Origin of the sequence: Streptomyces doebereineriae (assembly GCF_031845645.1) — a bacterium.
Lineage (GTDB): Bacteria > Actinomycetota > Actinomycetes > Streptomycetales > Streptomycetaceae > Streptomyces > Streptomyces canus.
The window spans coordinates 1-16,526 of the sequence record NZ_JAVREZ010000043.1 but is presented as its reverse complement, the minus strand read 5'-3'; the positions used below and the strand labels follow the sequence as shown (position 1 = coordinate 16,526).

The window sequence follows — 16,526 nt, the reverse complement described above, 5'->3', positions numbered from 1 at the left end:
TTCGGTGGTCATAGCGTGAGGGAAACGCCCGGTTACATTCCGAACCCGGAAGCTAAGCCTTACAGCGCCGATGGTACTGCAGGGGGGACCCTGTGGGAGAGTAGGACACCGCCGAACTCCTTTTAGAGCTCTGGCTCTTGGGCACGCAGCCCAAGAGCCAGAGCTTTTTTGCGTTGAGGTAGGGTCAGGGAGCATCGTTGGCACGTTTCCCACAGGAGGCCCCCGGGTGGAGGTCCAGGAGACCCGCGTCCAGACAGACCGGGTCCTCACCATCCCCAACATCCTCAGCATGGCGAGGCTCGTTGGGGTGCCGCTCTTCCTGTGGCTGATCCTCAGGCCCGAGTTCGGAGGGCCGAAGAGTGACACCTGGGCGTTGCTGGTACTCGCTCTGAGCGGGATCAGCGACTACCTGGACGGCAAACTCGCCCGACGGTGGAACCAGATCAGCAGTCTTGGCCGGCTGCTCGACCCCGCGGCCGACCGGCTCTACATTCTCTCGACTCTGGTCGGTCTCACCTGGCGCGAGATTCTGCCAATCTGGTTGACGGCTGCACTGCTCCTGCGAGAGCTGGTTCTCCTGGTGATGGTGGGCATCCTCAGGCGTCACGGTTATCCCCCGCCGCAGGTGAACTTCCTTGGCAAGGCTGCCACCTTCAACCTGATGTACGCCTTCCCACTGCTCCTGCTCAGTGACGGAACTGGATGGATCTCGTCACTCGCTGCTATTTTCGGATGGGCGTTCGCCGGATGGGGTACAACGCTGTACTGGTGGGCAGGAGTGCTCTACGTGGTACAAGTCCGCCGCCTGGTCCGTGCGGACGCCAAGGCCGACTGAACCCGCCGATTGGCACGGCCGTGGCGGCTCGATGGCCCCCGGCAGAAAAGTGCGGGACAATCTGGACGGGTGAAGTCGGCTAGACCGTCGTCTCTTAAGGAGGACGCTTCCGACATGAAGGCCGTCGTGATGGCCGGAGGCGAAGGCACACGCCTTCGTCCCATGACCTCGAGCATGCCCAAGCCGCTCCTGCCGGTGGTAAACCGGCCGATCATGGAGCACGTGCTGCGGCTGCTCAAAAGGCATGGGCTCAACGAGACCGTCGTCACCGTCCAGTTCCTGGCCTCACTGGTCAAGAACTACTTCGGTGACGGTGAAGAGCTCGGAATGGAGCTCTCCTATGCCAATGAGGAGAAGCCACTCGGTACCGCCGGAAGCGTCAAGAACGCCGAAGAGGCGTTGAAGGACGACGCTTTCCTCGTCATCTCCGGTGATGCTCTGACCGACTTCGACCTCACCGAACTCATCAACTTCCACAAGGAAAAGGGTGCGCTGGTCACCGTCTGTCTGACCCGTGTGCCCAATCCGCTCGAATTCGGCATCACCATCGTCGATGAGGAAGGCAAGGTCGAGCGCTTCCTGGAGAAGCCGACCTGGGGGCAGGTCTTCTCGGACACCGTGAACACGGGCATCTATGTCATGGAGCCCGAGGTCTTCGACTACGTCGAACCCGATGTGCCCGTGGACTGGTCCGGCGATGTCTTCCCGCAGTTGATGAAGGAAGGCAAGCCGATCTACGGCTATATCGCGGAGGGGTACTGGGAGGACGTCGGCACGCACGAGAGTTATGTGAAGGCGCAGGCCGACGTCCTGGAGGGCAAGGTCGACGTCGAGATCGACGGCTTCGAGCTCTCTCCGGGCGTCTGGGTTGCGGAAGGTGCCGAGGTGCACCCCGATGCCGTTCTCCGTGGTCCGCTGTACATCGGGGACTACGCGAAGGTGGAGGCCGGCGCCGAGATCCGCGAGCACACCGTCGTGGGTTCGAACGTGGTCGTGAAGAGCGGCGCGTTTCTGCACAAGGCCGTCGTGCACGACAACGTGTATGTCGGGCAGCAGAGCAATCTTCGTGGCTGTGTCGTCGGGAAGAACACCGACATCATGCGCGCGGCTCGTATCGAGGACGGCGCGGTCATCGGTGACGAGTGCCTCGTCGGCGAGGAATCGATTATCCAGGGGAATGTGCGGGTCTACCCGTTCAAGACCATCGAGGCCGGTGCCTTCGTCAACACCTCGGTCATCTGGGAGTCCAGGGGCCAGGCGCATCTCTTCGGCGCCCGGGGAGTCTCCGGCATCCTGAACGTCGAGATCACCCCGGAACTCGCGGTACGGCTCGCCGGCGCCTACGCGACGACCCTCAAGAAGGGATCGACCGTCACCACCGCCCGTGACCACTCCCGTGGCGCGCGGGCACTGAAGCGGGCGGTCATCTCCGCTCTGCAGGCCAGCGCCATCGACGTACGTGACCTGGAAAACGTACCGCTGCCCGTGGCGCGCCAGCAGACCGCTCGCGGGAGCGCCGGCGGCATCATGATCCGGACCACGCCCGGGGTGCCGGACTCCGTCGACATCATGTTCTTCGACGGGCGGGGCGCGGACCTTTCTCAGGGCAGCCAGCGGAAGCTGGACCGGGTGTTCGCGCGGCAGGAGTACCGGCGCGCGTTCCCCGGTGAGATCGGAGACCTGCACTTCCCGGCGAGTGTCTTCGATTCGTACACCGGTTCACTGTTGCGGAACGTCGACATCACCGGGATTTCCGAGTCCGGGCTGAAGGTCGTCGTGGACGCGTCGAACGGCAGTGCCGGTCTGGTGTTGCCCAGTCTGCTCGGGAAGCTCGGCGTGGACTCGCTGACCATCAACCCGGGGCTCGACGAGTCCAGGCCGACGGAGACGGCGGACGCCCGGCGGTCGGGTCTGGTGCGGCTGGGTGAGATCGTGGCGTCCGCGCGGGCCGCGTTCGGGGTGCGGTTCGACCCTGTGGGTGAGCGGCTGTCCCTTGTGGACGAGAAGGGGCGGATCATCGAGGACGACCGGGCGCTGCTCGTCATGCTCGACCTGGTCGCCGCGGAGCGCCGCAGCGGCCGTGTGGCGCTGCCGGTGACCACCACGCGGATCGCCGAGCAGGTGGCGGCGTACCACGGCACGCAAGTGGAGTGGACGACCACCTCGCCCGACGACCTCACCCGGGTCGGACGCGACGACTCGACCATCTTCGGTGGTGACGGTAAGGGCGCCTTCATCATCCCGGAGTTCAGCAGTGTCTTCGACGGTGCGGCGGCCTTCGTACGGCTGATCGGGCTGGTGGCGCGGACGCAGCTCACGCTCAGCCAGATCGACGCGCGGATTCCGCGGGCGCATGTCCTCAAGCGGGATCTGGCGACGCCGTGGGCCGTCAAGGGACTGGTGATGCGCAGGGTCGTGGAGGCGGCGGGCGATCGCTTTGTCGACACGACGGACGGTGTCCGGGTCGTGGAGACCGATGGACGCTGGGTGATGGTGCTGCCGGACCCGGCGGAGGCGGTCACCCATCTGTGGGCCGAGGGGCCCGATGACGCGTCCGCGCAGGCCCTGCTGGACGAGTGGTCGGCGGTCGTGGACAGCGCCGGCCGCTGAGTCCCGCACGCGTGCGTGCCGGACAGGTGTCCCCAAGGGGGCCTGTCCGGCACGCCGATGGGGCCATTCGGAGGTGGGGGCCGCGACGTGCGACGATGTGCGGCATGCCGCAGCAGCCCCCCATTCGGAGCACCCCCACGCGCCCCACGCGCCCGGACGCCTCCATGTCGCTGCTCACCAACGTCATGGACCACAGCCTCGACGACGGGTACGCCGAGGCTGCGGACCGCAAGAAGGCCGCCGGTGACGGCGGGCTGCCCAAGACCTTGCGGGCGAGGCTGGGGCTGGCTGTCGGTCTGGTCCTCGCCGCTCTCGTGGTCACCGTGGGGGCGGCGCAGGCGCGGGTGGCGGCTCCGGTCGTGGCCAAGGAGCGCGAGGAACTCATCGACCGTATTGACCGCGAGACCGAGACGGCGGACAAGCTCGAGGAGAGCGTCGACCAGCTGCGCGACGATGTGAGCACGCGGCAGCGCGAGGCGCTCAAGCAGAGTGGCGACAGCGGCCAGGCCGACCTCGTGGGCATTCTGTCGGGCGCAGTGGAGGTGCACGGCCCAGGCGTAAAACTGGTCGTGAACGACGCCAAGGAAGCCAGCACGGGCGGCGACGGGAACCCGCGTGAGACGTCGGGGTTCTCCGACACCGGGCGGGTGCGCGACCGTGACATGCAGCGGGTGGTGAACGGGCTGTGGGAGTCGGGCGCGGAGGCCGTCTCCATCAACGGACAGCGGCTGACCGCGCTGTCGGCGATCAGGGCCGCGGGTGACGCGATACTGGTCGACAACAAGCCGTTGGTTCCGCCGTATACGGTGCTTGCGGTGGGGGACGGGCAGCGGCTGAGCACCAGGTTCCAGGACAGTGCCGACGGGCTGTATCTGCACGCCCTGCAGGAGAACTACGGCATCCGGACGGCCATCTCCGTGGAGGACGACCTCCGGCTGCCGGCCGCACCGAGTGTGATCGTACGTACAGCAGAGCCGAGAACTGAGAAGGGCACATCGTGATCGCCGTACTGGGCCTCGTCGTGGGAGTCGTGGCCGGCCTCTTGGTCCGGCCTGAGGTTCCGGCGGTCGTCGAGCCTTATCTGCCGATCGCCGTAGTGGCGGCGCTCGACGCTGTCTTCGGGGGCCTGCGGGCCATGCTCGACGGCATCTTCGACGACAAGGTCTTCGTCGTGTCGTTCCTGTCGAATGTGGTCGTGGCCGCGTTGATCGTGTTCCTGGGCGACAAGTTGGGCGTGGGCGCCCAGCTCTCGACCGGTGTCGTCGTGGTGCTCGGCATCCGGATCTTCTCGAACGCCGCGGCGATCCGTCGACACGTCTTCCGGGCGTGAGGCCGATGAGCGACCAGGAAGAGACGCCCGGCAACAGGCTGCGCAAAGAACTGCCCGAGGAACTCCCGGCGACCCCGTCCGAGGAGGCAGAGACCACGGCGTCGGAGCCAGGACTGACCGGCCGCCAGCGACTGGTGAAGGGGTTGTGGCCGCCGCGCGCGACCCGGGCCCAACTCATCGTCGCGGTGCTGTTGTTCGGCCTTGGATTCGGCCTCGCCGTCCAGGTGGCCTCGAACAGCGACAGCGACAGCGCGCTGCGGGGGGCGCGGCAGGAGGATCTCGTACGCATCCTCGATGAACTGGGCGACCGTACTCAGCGTCTTCAAGACGAGAAGCAGGGCCTCGAGAACCAGCGGGACGAGTTGGAGAACAGCTCCGACCAGGCCGAGGAGGCCCGCAAGCAGACGGTCGAGAAGGAGCGGCAACTCGGCATCCTCGCGGGCACGGTGGCCGCGCAGGGGCCGGGCATCACGATGACCATCGACGACACCAAGGGGACGGTCGAGGCGGACATGCTGCTCGACGCGATCCAGGAGCTGCGCGCGGCCGGCGCGGAGGCGATCCAGGTGAACGGTGTGCGGGTCGTCGCCAACACCTTTCTGTCGGACTCCGACAAGAGTGTGAGCGTCGACGGGAACAAGATCACCGCACCTTTTCGTTTCAAGGTCATCGGTAATCCGCAGGACCTCGAACCGGCGCTCAACATCCCTGGAGGCGTGGTGCAGACTCTTGAGAAGGAGCAGGCCACCGTTACCGTCGAGCGGTCGAACAAGATCGTCGTGGATGCCTTGCGAGCGGCGAAGCGGCCTGACTACGCTCGGTCGTCCCCCCGGTGAACCGGGGGTGCATGGGGGGCGTCCGGCCAGGGCATGAGGTTGCGGGGGGTCGCCGCACCGAATGGGTGGTGCGTGGTGGAAACTGTCTGGTGGAAACGGACGTTGTGAGGATGTCCGGGTCGACCGGTGTGTTCAATCAGGGTTCGTCCTGCCCCACGGGCGGGTCTGTTTCGGTCAAGGGGAATCGCCCGTGAAGTTGTTTGCGAAGTTGTTCGGCAAGAGCGCGCGAGAAGGTAGCGACAACAACGCGACCGCTCGTCACCGCGCACAGCCCGACGCCGAGGGCCAGCGCCCGCTGTTCCGGGACCAGCTGGGCGGCCAGGGTGGCGACATTTCCGGAGGTCAGGGCGTGCCGTCTGTTGACCCTGCCCAGTCCGGCGGCATAGGTTTCGGGCAGCCGTCAACCTCAAGTACGGGTGGAGGGTTTTCCCCTATGTCGGCCCTGGTGTGTACGAGGTGCGGTAACCGCAACGCGGAGAACAGCCGCTTCTGCTCCAACTGCGGCGCTCCGCTGCGGGCCGGGGCTGTGCCCGAGCGTCCTTCGGAGACGACCTCCACCATCTCCATCTCGGGACTCGAGGCGTACGACTCCGAGGTCACCGGCCAGACGCAGATGCCGGCGCTCTCCCCGGAGGCGCAGGCTGCCGTCGACGCGCTGCCGCTGGGCTCGGCGCTCCTGGTCGTGCGTCGTGGGCCCAACTCGGGCAGCCGCTTCCTGCTGGACGGCGAGCTGACCACGGCCGGCCGCCACCCGCAGAGCGACATCTTCCTCGACGACGTCACGGTCTCGCGCCGGCATGTGGAGTTCCGCCGCGGTCAGGACGGCTCGTTCACGGTGTCCGATGTGGGCAGTCTCAACGGCACGTACGTCAACCGTGAGCGCATCGACTCGGTCGCTCTGAACAACGGCGACGAGGTGCAGATCGGCAAGTACCGGCTGGTCTTCTACGCGAGCCAGCAGGGCTACTGACCCTCCCAGGGAAGGTCCATGCTTCAAACACCGAGCGGCGGTGCCGGACACGGCACCGCCGCGACGGACAGTGGGCTGATGAGCATCGGCACGGTGCTGAACGTGCTGCGTGACGAGTTCCCCGAAGTCACGATCTCCAAGATCCGTTTTCTGGAGTCCGAAGGTCTCATAGAGCCGCAGCGGACTCCGTCCGGGTATCGCAAGTTCAGCGACCGGGACGTCGAGCGTCTCGGTCATGTCCTGAGGATGCAGCGGGACCACTATCTGCCGCTCAAGGTGATCAAAGAGCATCTGGACGCCATGGAGCGAGGCGAAGCCGTCGCGTTGCCCACGGTCGGCCGGCAGCGGGACGGAGAAACGGTCCTGGAGGTCCCTGAAGGCCCCACAGCGGCCCGGATCGGCCGGGCCGAGCTGCTCGCCGCCGCCGAGATCGGCGAGTCGGAGCTGGCGGAGTGGGAGTCGTACGGGCTCATCACCCCGTTTCCGGACGGGGCCTACGACGCCGAGGCGGTCACCGTGGCCGCGCTGGTCGTCGAGCTGGGCCGGTTCGGGATCGAGCCGAGGCATCTGCGTGCGATGAAGGCCGCCGCCGATCGTGAGGCCGGGCTGGTGGACCAGGTCGTGGCTCCGTTGAAACGCCACCGCAACCCGCAGACCCGCGCACACGCGGAAGCGCGCGCCAAGGAACTCGCGGGGCTCACGGTGAAGCTGCACACGGCGCTCGTGCAGACCGCGCTCGGGGTGCGCCTGCCCTGAGGGTGGCCGGGCATCGGATCGTCCCCCGTTTCCGGCCCGACTACCCAAACGTCCCGGGCACGGCCTAGGGTTGCTGTGTGAACGAGCTCGATGTCGTAGGTGTCCGGGTCGAAATGCCCTCCAACCAACCGATCGTGCTCCTGCGTGAAGTGGGAGGCGACCGCTACCTCCCCATCTGGATCGGGCCGGGTGAGGCGACTGCGATCGCCTTCGCACAGCAGGGCATGGCCCCCGCACGACCGCTGACCCACGACCTGTTCAAGGACGTGCTGGAGGCGGTCGGCCAGGAGCTCACCGAAGTGCGCATCACGGATCTGCGTGAGGGCGTCTTCTACGCGGAGCTGGTGTTCGCCAGCGGGGTCGAGGTGAGCGCGCGGCCGTCCGACGCCATAGCGCTGGCCCTGCGCACCGGGACGCCGATCTACGGCAGCGACGGAGTGCTCGACGACGCCGGCATCGCGATTCCGGACGAGCAGGAGGACGAAGTGGAGAAGTTCCGCGAGTTCCTCGACCAGATCTCCCCCGAGGACTTCGGCACCAGCAGTCAGTGAGGCAGCCGCGGCCGATCCGGCGGATCAGCGGTCCGTGACGGGTCAGCCGTGTCCGGTCGTCACTGAAATGCTGGCATTTGCCACCGGCGCGTGAGAGCGTCCTGCGGCCCGCCAGGAGCGCATTCGGCTAGCCTTTCCCCGCGGTTGGGTACGGGAAACCACTCCTAGGGTGATTATCACTCGGCGTGCCGAGTGTGGCGATCGTTGACGCACCCCTGGTGACTGCCTACCGTCGAGAAGGCAGGTCAAGGACGGAGGTCGGCGTGAGAAGCAGCGGCGACGGTACGGCTGGGGGTGCCCCCGGACGGAGTCTCGGGGCAGGCGGCCCGTACCCGCTTCACGGCAGCCCGTTTCAGGGCAGCGCGGCCGATCACGCTCCGCAGCGACCGGCGGCCGTGCCGAGCAGCGGAGGGGCGACGTCCATGGCGTCCGAGCAGATCGGCTATCGCGGCCCTACGGCGTGCGCGGCGGCAGGCATCACCTACCGGCAACTCGACTACTGGGCGCGCACCGGCCTCGTCGAGCCGAGCGTGCGGCCCGCCCACGGGTCGGGGACGCAGCGGCTCTACAGCTTCCGGGACGTCGTTGTCCTGAAGATCGTCAAGCGGTTCCTCGACACGGGTGTGTCGCTGCAGAACATCCGCACCACGGTCCAGCACCTGCGGGAGCGGGGATTCCAGGACCTGGAGCGGATGACGCTCATGAGCGACGGCGCCACGGTCTACGAGTGCACCTCGCCCGACGAGGTCCACGCGCTGCTCCAGGGCGGTCAGGGCATCTTCGGGATCGCCGTGGGTGTCGTGTGGCGGGACGTCGAGAGCGCCCTGTCACAGCTGCACGGGGAGCGCATCGACACCGGGGAGACACTCGTCGGGCACAACCCCGCGGACGAACTGGCGCGGCGGCGCAACCGGGCGGTCTGAAGCCTGCCCCGCTCTCTCGGGCGGGGCATTGTCAGTGGCGTAGGGCAGCATCGGACATGTGAGAAAGACGCCCACGATCCTGCATCTCGACATGGATGCCTTCTACGCCTCGGCGGAGCAGGCGTCCAAGCCGAGTCTGCGCGGGAAGGCCGTCGTCGTGGGCGGGCTGGGGCCGCGGGGTGTGGTGGCCACCGCGTCCTACGAGGCCCGGGTGTTCGGGGTGCACTCGGCGATGCCCATGGGCCAGGCGAGACGGCTAGCGCCGAACGCCGCGTATCTGGTGCCGCGCTTCGGGTTCTACAAGGCGATCAGCGAGCAGGTGATGGGGCTGCTGCGGGAGCTGTCCCCGTTGGTGGAGCCGCTGAGCCTGGACGAGGCGTTCGTGGATCTGGAGGCCGGGGGAACGGCCTGGGACGAGGCGTCGGCGCGGCTGGCCGGGGCGAAGCTACGGGCCGACATACGGGCCGTCACGGGGCTCACGGGGTCGGTGGGGCTGGCCGCGTCCAAGATGCTCGCGAAAATCGCCTCCGAGCAGGCCAAGCCGGACGGCCTGGTGGTGATCGAGCCGGGGACCGAGCGGGCGCTTCTCGGGCCGATGTCGGTGCGGATCCTGCCGGGAGTGGGGCCGGCGACCGGCGATCATCTGAGGCGTGCCGGGATCCATACGGTCGACGAGATCGTGGAGGCGGGCGAGGACGAGCTCGTACGACTGCTCGGGAAGGCCCATGGGCACGGGTTGCACGCGATGGCGCTGGCGTACGACGAGCGGCCCGTGGTGGCTGAGCGGGAGACCAAGTCCGTGTCCGTCGAGGACACGTACGACGTGGACATCCATGACCGGGTGCGGGTGAGCCTGGAGGTGCAGCGGCTGGCGGACCGGTGTGTGCGGAGGCTGCGGGGGGCCGGGCTGTCGGGGCGGACCATCGTGCTGAAGGTGCGGCGCTACGACTTCTCGACGTTGACGCGGTCCGAGACCTTGCGGGGGCCCACCGATGACCCGGCGGTCGTGCGGGAGGCTGCCCTGCGGTTGCTGGAGGGCGTGGACTCGACGGGGGGTGTGCGGTTGCTGGGAGTGGGGGTGAGCGGACTCGCCGACTTCACTCAGGAGGATCTGTTCGCCCAGGCCGCGGGGGAGCGGGTGGAGTCGGCGGCTGAGGAGGAGGTCGATGATGTGGCCGTCCCCGAGGCGACGGCGGCTGCTGAGCGGCGGTGGGTCGCCGGGCATGATGTGCGGCATGCCGAGTACGGGCATGGGTGGGTGCAGGGGAGCGGGCTGGGGCGGGTGACCGTGCGGTTCGAGACGCCGGATTCGGAGCCGGGGCGGGTACGGACGTTTCTCGTGGAGGACCCTGCGCTGGAGCCCGCTGAGCCGTTGCCCCTGACAGAGGAGGTGCCGGGCGCTCAGGCCTCCGCGTCCTCCGTGCCCGCCAGCTTGCCGAAGTCCCGGTCCGGGAACGGGGGCGGTGCGGACACGTCGAGACCGTAGTGGTGGTAGAGCTGGAGTTCCTGGTCGGGGGAGAGGTGGCGGCCTACGCCGAAGTCGGGGGCGTCTTTGATGAGGGCGCGGTCGAAGGGGACGTGCAGGGTGCCGGCGACCAGCTCGCTCGGCCCCAGGGGGACGAAGGCGTCCCGGGAGAAGAGGCCCGTGCGTATGGCAGCCCACTCCGGCACGCCGGTCGCGTCGTCGAGGTAGACCTCGTCGACGGTGCCGATCTTGGTGCCGTTGCGGTCGAACGCCTTGCGGCCGATCAGGTTGCGCGGATCGATGTCGGTCTGCACGGGCCCTCCACTTGGTCGCAACTCATCCGAAGCGGTCGTAAGCACTACGAAAGAGCACTTCGGGGCGCGCGGCCACTCGAAGACTCGTGCGGTGGGCTCGCTGGTAGGCTTGCGAGCGGCTGCTGACCCCGCGCGGGAGAGTCCTCCAGACAACATCGGAGGCGCCGAAGGAGCAAATCCTCCCCGGAATCTCTCAGGCTCACGTACCGCGCGGACGAGGTCACTCTGGAAAGCAGAGCGGGTGTCGACAGCTTCCGCTCTCACCGACGGTGAAAGCCGGCGGCCTTCGGGCGGTCCGGTGAAGCTCTCAGGTCAGATGACAGAGGGGGAGGCCGTCGGGGTACCCGCGCCGGGGTACCCCTCGCAGGTCGTGTCAGACCAGGAGGCCTCCGCAATGACCGCCCATCGCATTCCGCTCTCCGAGCTCGAACAGGGCATTCCGTTCGAGCAGCGTCACATCGGCCCTGATCATGAGGCGCGGGCGAAGATGCTCGCGCAGGTCGGCTACGGCTCGCTGGACGAGCTCACCGCCGCCGCGGTGCCGGATGTGATCAAGAACGCCGATGCCCTGGAGCTGCCGGGCGGGCGCACCGAGGCCGAGGTGCTGGCCGAGCTGCGGTCGCTGGCCGACCGGAACCAGGTGCTCGATTCCATGATCGGGCTCGGCTACTACGGCACCTTCACTCCGCCCGTCATCCTGCGCAACGTCATGGAGAACCCGGCCTGGTACACCGCCTACACGCCGTACCAGCCGGAGATCTCGCAGGGACGCCTCGAGGCTCTGCTCAACTTCCAGACCATGGTCGCCGACCTCACCGGGCTGCCGACCTCCGGCGCCTCGCTGCTCGACGAGGGGACCGCGGCGGCCGAGGCCCTGGCTCTGTCCCGCCGCATGGGGAAGAACAAGAAGGGGCTCTTCCTCGTCGACGCCGACACCCTGCCGCAGACCATCGCCGTGATCGAGACCCGGGCCGAGCCGACCGGTGTCGAGGTCGTGGTCGCCGACCTCCGCGACGGGATCCCGGCCGAGCTCGCCGGGCGTGAGATCAACGGTGTGCTCGTCCAGTACCCCGGCGCCTCCGGGGCCGTACGCGACATCAAGCCGCTCATCGACCAGGCTCACGAGCTCGGCGCGCTCGTGACCGTGGCCGCCGATCTGCTCGCGCTGACCCTGCTGAAGTCGCCGGGTGAGCTCGGGGCGGACATCGCGGTCGGTACCACGCAGCGGTTCGGAGTGCCGATGGGGTTCGGCGGGCCGCACGCCGGCTACATGGCCGTACACGAGAAGTTCGCGAGGAGCCTGCCCGGGCGGCTCGTCGGGGTGTCCGTGGACGCCGACGGGAACAAGGCCTACCGGCTCGCGCTGCAGACACGTGAGCAGCACATTCGTCGGGAGAAGGCGACCAGCAACATCTGCACCGCTCAGGTGCTGCTCGCGGTCATGGCCGGGATGTACGCCGTCTACCACGGGCCCGCGGGGCTCAAGGGCATCGCGCGGCGGACCCACCGGTACGCGAACATCCTTGCCGCGGGCCTGACGGCCGGTGGGGTCGAGGTAGTGCACGGTTCGTACTTCGACACGCTCACCGCGCGGGTGCCCGCGAGGGCCGCCGAGGTCGTCTCCGACGCGCGGCGGAACGGCGTCAACCTGCACCTCGTCGACGCCGACCATGTGTCCGTTGCGTGCGACGAGACCACCGCGCGGGCCCAGGTGGGTGCCGTGTGGAACGCGTTCGGCGTCGAGGCCGACATCGAGGCGCTGGACGAGGCCACCGAGGAGGCGCTGCCGGACGCGCTGCTGCGCGACGACGACTTCCTCACCCACCCCGTCTTCCACCAGTACCGCTCCGAGACCGCGATGCTGCGCTACCTGCGTCGGCTCGCCGACCGCGACTACGCGCTCGACCGCGGCATGATCCCGCTCGGCTCCTGCACCATGAAGCTCAACGCGACCACCGAGATGGAGCCGGTCACCTGGCCCGAGTTCGGGCAGCTGCACCCCTTCGCGCCCTCCGAGCAGGCGCAGGGCTATCTGACGCTGATCCGGGAGCTGGAGGAGCGGCTCGCCGAGGTCACCGGGTACGACAACGTGTCACTGCAGCCGAACGCCGGGTCGCAGGGAGAGCTGGCCGGACTGCTCGCCGTACGCGGATATCACCGGGCCAACGGTGACGAGCAGCGGACCGTGTGTCTCATCCCGTCCTCGGCGCACGGCACCAACGCCGCGAGCGCCGTCATGGCCGGGATGAAGGTCGTCGTCGTGAAGACCGCCGGGGACGGCGAGATCGACGTCGACGACCTGCGCGCGAAGATCGAGCAGTACCGGGACGAGCTGTCCGTGCTCATGATCACGTACCCCTCGACGCACGGCGTGTTCGAGGAGCACGTCGCCGACATCTGCGCGCAGGTGCACGAGGCCGGCGGGCAGGTGTACGTCGACGGGGCCAACCTCAACGCGCTGGTGGGCCTTGCCAAGCCGGGGCACTTCGGCGGTGACGTCTCCCACCTGAATCTGCACAAGACGTTCTGCATTCCGCACGGCGGCGGTGGCCCGGGTGTGGGTCCTGTCGGCGTACGGGCGCACCTGGCGCCGTATCTGCCGAACCACCCGATGCAGCCCGCGGCCGGCCCGGAGACGGGCGTCGGGCCGATCTCGGCCGCGCCCTGGGGTTCCGCGGGGATCCTGCCGATCTCGTGGGCGTACGTCCGGCTCATGGGCGGTGAGGGGCTGAAGCGGGCCACGCAGGTGGCGGTGCTCTCCGCCAACTACATCGCCAAGCGGCTCGAGCCGCACTACCCCGTGCTCTACACCGGCCCCGGCGGACTGGTCGCGCACGAGTGCATCATCGATCTGCGGCCGCTCACCAAGGCGACCGGGGTGAGTGTCGACGATGTGGCCAAGCGGCTCATCGACTACGGCTTCCATGCCCCGACCATGTCGTTCCCGGTGGCCGGGACGCTGATGATCGAGCCGACGGAGTCCGAGGACCTGATCGAACTCGACCGGTTCTGCGAGGCGATGATCGCCATCCGTGCGGAGATCGAGAAGGTCGGTTCGGGGGAGTGGGCTGCCGAGGACAACCCGCTGCGGAACGCTCCGCACACCGCCGGTGCGCTGGGCGGTGAGTGGGAGCACGCTTACACGCGCGAGGAGGCCGTGTTCCCGGCCGGGGTGTCGGTGGCGGACAAGTACTGGCCGCCGGTGCGGAGGATCGACCAGGCCTTCGGCGACCGGAACCTGGTGTGTTCGTGCCCGCCGCTGGACGCGTACGAGGACTGACCCGAGGTGATGAGGGCCCCGTTTCGGCGGGGCCCTTTTCCGTTACGCCGTGGCCAGTGACACCTCTGTCGACTTGATCAGGGCGACGACCGGGGCGCCGGCGACGAGGGCGAGGTCGGTCGCGGCGTCCGCGGTGATCGCGGAGGTGAGTACGCCTCCCTCGACAGCGATCTTGACGGTGGCCATGGCGGCTCCGGTGGCGACGGCGGTGACGGTGCCGGGGAGCTGGTTGCGGATGGACACGTTCTGGACCGGGGCGGTGGCGAGGGAGACCTCCGTCGACTTCACCAGGGCGCGTACGGGCGAGCCCTGGGTGAGGCCGAGTTCGGCGATGGACTCGAGGGTGATCGCGGCCGTGAGGTCCTGGCCGCCGTCGAGGCGGATCCTGACGGTTGCCATGGCCTCGCCCGGGGTGACGGTGGTGACGGTGCCGGGGAGCTGGTTGCGGATGCTCAGGGTCATGTGCATCAACGTAGGGCGTGTGGTGGGCCGCGGCGGGGATGTGCGACGGCGTCAGCCCGTGTGGACTCGGGGGCGGCGCGGGCGGTCCGGTTCTGCTTCTCGGAGGACCTCCCGGGTGACCGGGGCCACCTCGCCCTGGCCGAAGAGGAAGAAGCGGAGGAAGTTGGCGAAGGGGTTGCCCTCGGTCCACTCGAAGTAGATGTGCGGGGTGCAGCCGGTGGTGTCGCGCACGTGGAGCAGGAGGGCGGCGAGGGCGTTGGGGATGGAGGAGGACTCCAGGGTCAGGACGCGGTAGCGGCCATGGAGCACCTCACCCCGGACCGTCAGGCTCGCCTCGAATTCCGAGGGGTCCAGGACCGTGACCTCCACGAACACGAAGTCCTCGCCGGGGATGTCGTTGTCCTCGCGGATCTGCTCGATCTTGTCGCGGTACTCGGCCTTGTCGCGCTGGTCGGGCTCGTTGGCGATGAAGCGCATCTTGCGGCTGGCCATGTCCCGGATGAAACGTTCCGCCATGTCGTCGAGCGTCACGTCGGTCACGCGGAGTTCGAAGGCGCGGGCCAGGCGGGAGAGGAGAGAGACCAGGATGATGCCGGCGATGAAGCAGGCGCCGATCTTCACGCCGTCAGGGCGTTCGATGACGTTGACGACGGTCGTGTAGAGGAACACGGCGGAGATGACGGCGAAGCCGACGGTCCAGTTGCGCTGCCCGGCCTTGCGGGCGGCGATGGTCACCGCGATCGCCGCCGAGCTGATCAGCACCAGCACGCCGGTGGCGTACGCACCGCCCTGGGCGTCGACGTCGGCGTCGAAGATCCAGGTGACCAGGAACGCGATCAGAGTGAAGACGACGACCATGGGGCGCACGGCGCGGGCCCAGTGCGGGGCCATGCCGTAGCGGGGCAGGTAGCGCGGCATCAGGTTGAGCAGGCCGGCCATCGCGGAGGCGCCGGCGAACCACAGGATGGCGATGGTCGAGACGTCGTAGACCGTGCCGAAGACGCCACCGAGGTAGTGGTGGGCGAGGTAGGCCAGGGCACGGCCGTTGGCCGGGCCGCCCGACTCGAAGTCCTTCTCGGGGATGAGGAGGGTGGTGATGAAGCTGGTGGCGATCAGGAAGCAGCTCATCACTATGGCGGCGGTGGTGAGCAGCTTCTTGGTGTCGCGGATCCGGCCCTTGGGGTTCTCCTCGGTGTCGTCCGGGTCGCCCTTGACGTGAGGCATGACGGCAACGCCGGTCTCGAAGCCGGAGAGGCCGAGGGCGAGCTTGGGGAAGACGATCAGGGCCACACCGATCATCACGAAGACGTTGCCGTGCTCGGCCGTCAGAGCGCTGGACCAGTCGGTGACGACATGGCCCGCGGTGATGACGTGCCACAGGCCGACGAGCACCACGACGACGTTGAGGGCGAGGTAGATGCCCACCAGCGCGACGGCGACGCCGATCGCCTCCAGGAAGCCCTTGAGGAAGACCGCGCCGAGCAGGGCGACCAGGAAGAGGGTGATCAGCATCTTGTGGTCGTGGAGGGTGCTGGTCAGGTGCGGGTTCTCGATCAGATGGGTGGAGGCGTCGGCCGCGGACAGGGTGATGGTGATCAGGAAGTCGGTGGCGGCGAAGCCGAGCAGCGTGAGGACGAAGAGCTTGCCCTGCCAGAACGACAGCAGCCGTTCCAGCATGGAGATCGAGCCCTCGCCGCGGGGGCTCTCCTCGGCCACCCGGCGGTACACGGGCAGAGCGCCCGCGAGGGTGACGATCACGAGGACGATCGTCGCGATGGGGGAGAGCAGGCCGGCCGCGAGGGCGGCGATGCCGGGCTGGTAGCCGAGCGTGGAGAAGTAGTCGACGCCGGTCAGGCACATGACCCGCCACCAGCGCTGGCCCTGATGGGCGGGTTCCGGTTCGGCGTGGGGGCCCGTGTGGCCGCCGTCCTTGCCCATGTCGGACAGGCCCTCCAGCATCCAGGAGCGCAGGCGACTGGAAGGAGGGTGTTCGGTGGTGGCCATCGGGGGCGCTCCTGCGGTGCGGCTCAGCGGGGTTCCGGCCGCCCGGCTGACGGCGGGACCAGCGTAAGCGGAGAGTGACGCCTTGGCCCACGGATGGAGGGCGCCGGGGCGTCAAGCTTCCGTTAAGACTCGATCTGCCAAGGCGTGTGGCGGGCGATGGCGCAGCTGTGAGGCTCGTGCCTGCCCGGTG

The 16,526-nt window shown here is 68.3% G+C and carries 14 protein-coding genes, 1 rRNA gene and 1 riboswitch; of the genes, 12 read left to right on the top strand and 3 right to left on the bottom strand.

Going from position 1 to position 16,526, the window contains the following annotated elements; translation table 11 throughout:
• The 11 genes from rrf to RNB18_RS50250 all read left to right on the top strand — a co-directional run bounded on the left by rrf (position 1) and on the right by RNB18_RS50250 (position 10,297).
• Positions 1-117, top strand: a 5S ribosomal RNA gene (rrf, locus tag RNB18_RS50300).
• Positions 118-226: 109 nt separating this feature from the next.
• Positions 227-835 (top strand): CDP-alcohol phosphatidyltransferase family protein, encoded by a 609-nt coding sequence (locus RNB18_RS50295; protein WP_266567473.1) that lies wholly within the window; start codon positions 227-229, stop codon positions 833-835.
• Positions 836-949: 114 nt separating this feature from the next.
• On the top strand, positions 950-3,445 hold the full coding sequence (locus RNB18_RS50290; protein ID WP_311720835.1) for a mannose-1-phosphate guanyltransferase: 2,496 nt from the start codon (positions 950-952) through the stop codon (positions 3,443-3,445).
• A 95-nt stretch (positions 3,446-3,540) separates the two neighbouring features.
• Positions 3,541-4,446 carry a DUF881 domain-containing protein gene (locus RNB18_RS50285; protein ID WP_311720834.1) on the top strand — a complete coding sequence of 302 codons (906 nt, stop codon included), beginning with the start codon at positions 3,541-3,543 and terminating at the stop codon, positions 4,444-4,446.
• The gene (locus RNB18_RS50280; protein ID WP_003988855.1) at positions 4,443-4,775 is read left to right on the top strand and encodes a small basic family protein; all 333 of its coding nucleotides are present in this window, start codon (positions 4,443-4,445) and stop codon (positions 4,773-4,775) included. Before RNB18_RS50285 ends, RNB18_RS50280 begins: the two co-directional genes overlap by 4 nt.
• A 5-nt stretch (positions 4,776-4,780) precedes the next feature.
• Positions 4,781-5,611 (top strand): DUF881 domain-containing protein, encoded by an 831-nt coding sequence (locus RNB18_RS50275; protein WP_311720833.1) that lies wholly within the window; start codon positions 4,781-4,783, stop codon positions 5,609-5,611.
• A gap of 61 nt (positions 5,612-5,672) precedes the next feature.
• On the top strand, positions 5,673-6,581 hold the full coding sequence (locus RNB18_RS50270) for an FHA domain-containing protein (protein ID WP_311720832.1): 909 nt from the start codon (positions 5,673-5,675) through the stop codon (positions 6,579-6,581).
• An 18-nt stretch (positions 6,582-6,599) separates the two neighbouring features.
• Entirely contained in the window at positions 6,600-7,337 is a 738-nt protein-coding gene (ftsR, locus tag RNB18_RS50265) for a transcriptional regulator FtsR (RefSeq protein WP_311720831.1), read from the top strand.
• Positions 7,338-7,414: 77 nt separating this feature from the next.
• A complete protein-coding gene (locus RNB18_RS50260) occupies positions 7,415-7,888 on the top strand; it encodes a bifunctional nuclease family protein (RefSeq protein WP_004002801.1) in 474 nt (157 codons plus the stop codon).
• A 263-nt stretch (positions 7,889-8,151) separates the two neighbouring features.
• Positions 8,152-8,811 (top strand): MerR family transcriptional regulator, encoded by a 660-nt coding sequence (locus tag RNB18_RS50255; RefSeq protein WP_079072731.1) that lies wholly within the window; start codon positions 8,152-8,154, stop codon positions 8,809-8,811.
• A 58-nt stretch (positions 8,812-8,869) separates the two neighbouring features.
• Positions 8,870-10,297: a DNA polymerase IV gene (locus RNB18_RS50250; RefSeq protein WP_311720830.1), complete on the top strand. Its 1,428-nt coding sequence runs from the start codon at positions 8,870-8,872 to the stop codon at positions 10,295-10,297.
• Here RNB18_RS50250 and RNB18_RS50245 read toward each other — a convergent pair.
• A complete protein-coding gene (locus RNB18_RS50245; protein WP_311720829.1) occupies positions 10,213-10,590 on the bottom strand; it encodes a PRC-barrel domain-containing protein in 378 nt (125 codons plus the stop codon). The genes RNB18_RS50250 and RNB18_RS50245 overlap by 85 nt on opposite strands.
• Positions 10,591-10,713: 123 nt before the next feature.
• A riboswitch (glycine riboswitch) is annotated at positions 10,714-10,809 on the top strand.
• A 175-nt stretch (positions 10,810-10,984) separates the two neighbouring features.
• Here RNB18_RS50245 and gcvP point away from each other — a divergent pair.
• On the top strand, positions 10,985-13,870 hold the full coding sequence (gene gcvP / locus RNB18_RS50240) for an aminomethyl-transferring glycine dehydrogenase (protein ID WP_311720828.1): 2,886 nt from the start codon (positions 10,985-10,987) through the stop codon (positions 13,868-13,870).
• Positions 13,871-13,912: 42 nt separating this feature from the next.
• On the opposite strand, the gene RNB18_RS50235 is transcribed toward gcvP, so the two are convergent.
• Both RNB18_RS50235 and RNB18_RS50230 read right to left on the bottom strand, forming a co-directional pair.
• The gene (locus RNB18_RS50235) at positions 13,913-14,332 is read right to left on the bottom strand and encodes a TOBE domain-containing protein (RefSeq protein ID WP_311720827.1); all 420 of its coding nucleotides are present in this window, start codon (positions 14,330-14,332) and stop codon (positions 13,913-13,915) included.
• 51 nt (positions 14,333-14,383) lie between these two features.
• Positions 14,384-16,336 (bottom strand): APC family permease, encoded by a 1,953-nt coding sequence (locus RNB18_RS50230; protein ID WP_311720826.1) that lies wholly within the window; start codon positions 16,334-16,336, stop codon positions 14,384-14,386.
• Between the last annotated feature and the right edge of the window lie 190 nt (positions 16,337-16,526).

Excerpts from the sequence above, each read along its gene's own strand:
- RNB18_RS50290 (WP_311720835.1), top strand. The coding sequence starts at position 950 with ATGAAGGCCGTCGTGATGGCCGGAGGCGAAGGCACACGCCTTCGTCCC.
- RNB18_RS50285 (WP_311720834.1), top strand. The coding sequence starts at position 3,541 with ATGTGCGGCATGCCGCAGCAGCCCCCCATTCGGAGCACCCCCACGCGC.
- RNB18_RS50275 (WP_311720833.1), top strand. The coding sequence starts at position 4,781 with ATGAGCGACCAGGAAGAGACGCCCGGCAACAGGCTGCGCAAAGAACTG.
- RNB18_RS50270 (WP_311720832.1), top strand. The coding sequence starts at position 5,673 with ATGGGTGGTGCGTGGTGGAAACTGTCTGGTGGAAACGGACGTTGTGAG.
- ftsR (WP_311720831.1), top strand. The coding sequence starts at position 6,600 with ATGCTTCAAACACCGAGCGGCGGTGCCGGACACGGCACCGCCGCGACG.
- gcvP (WP_311720828.1), top strand. The coding sequence starts at position 10,985 with ATGACCGCCCATCGCATTCCGCTCTCCGAGCTCGAACAGGGCATTCCG.
- RNB18_RS50235 (WP_311720827.1), bottom strand. The coding sequence starts at position 14,332 with ATGACCCTGAGCATCCGCAACCAGCTCCCCGGCACCGTCACCACCGTC.
- RNB18_RS50230 (WP_311720826.1), bottom strand. The coding sequence starts at position 16,336 with ATGGCCACCACCGAACACCCTCCTTCCAGTCGCCTGCGCTCCTGGATG.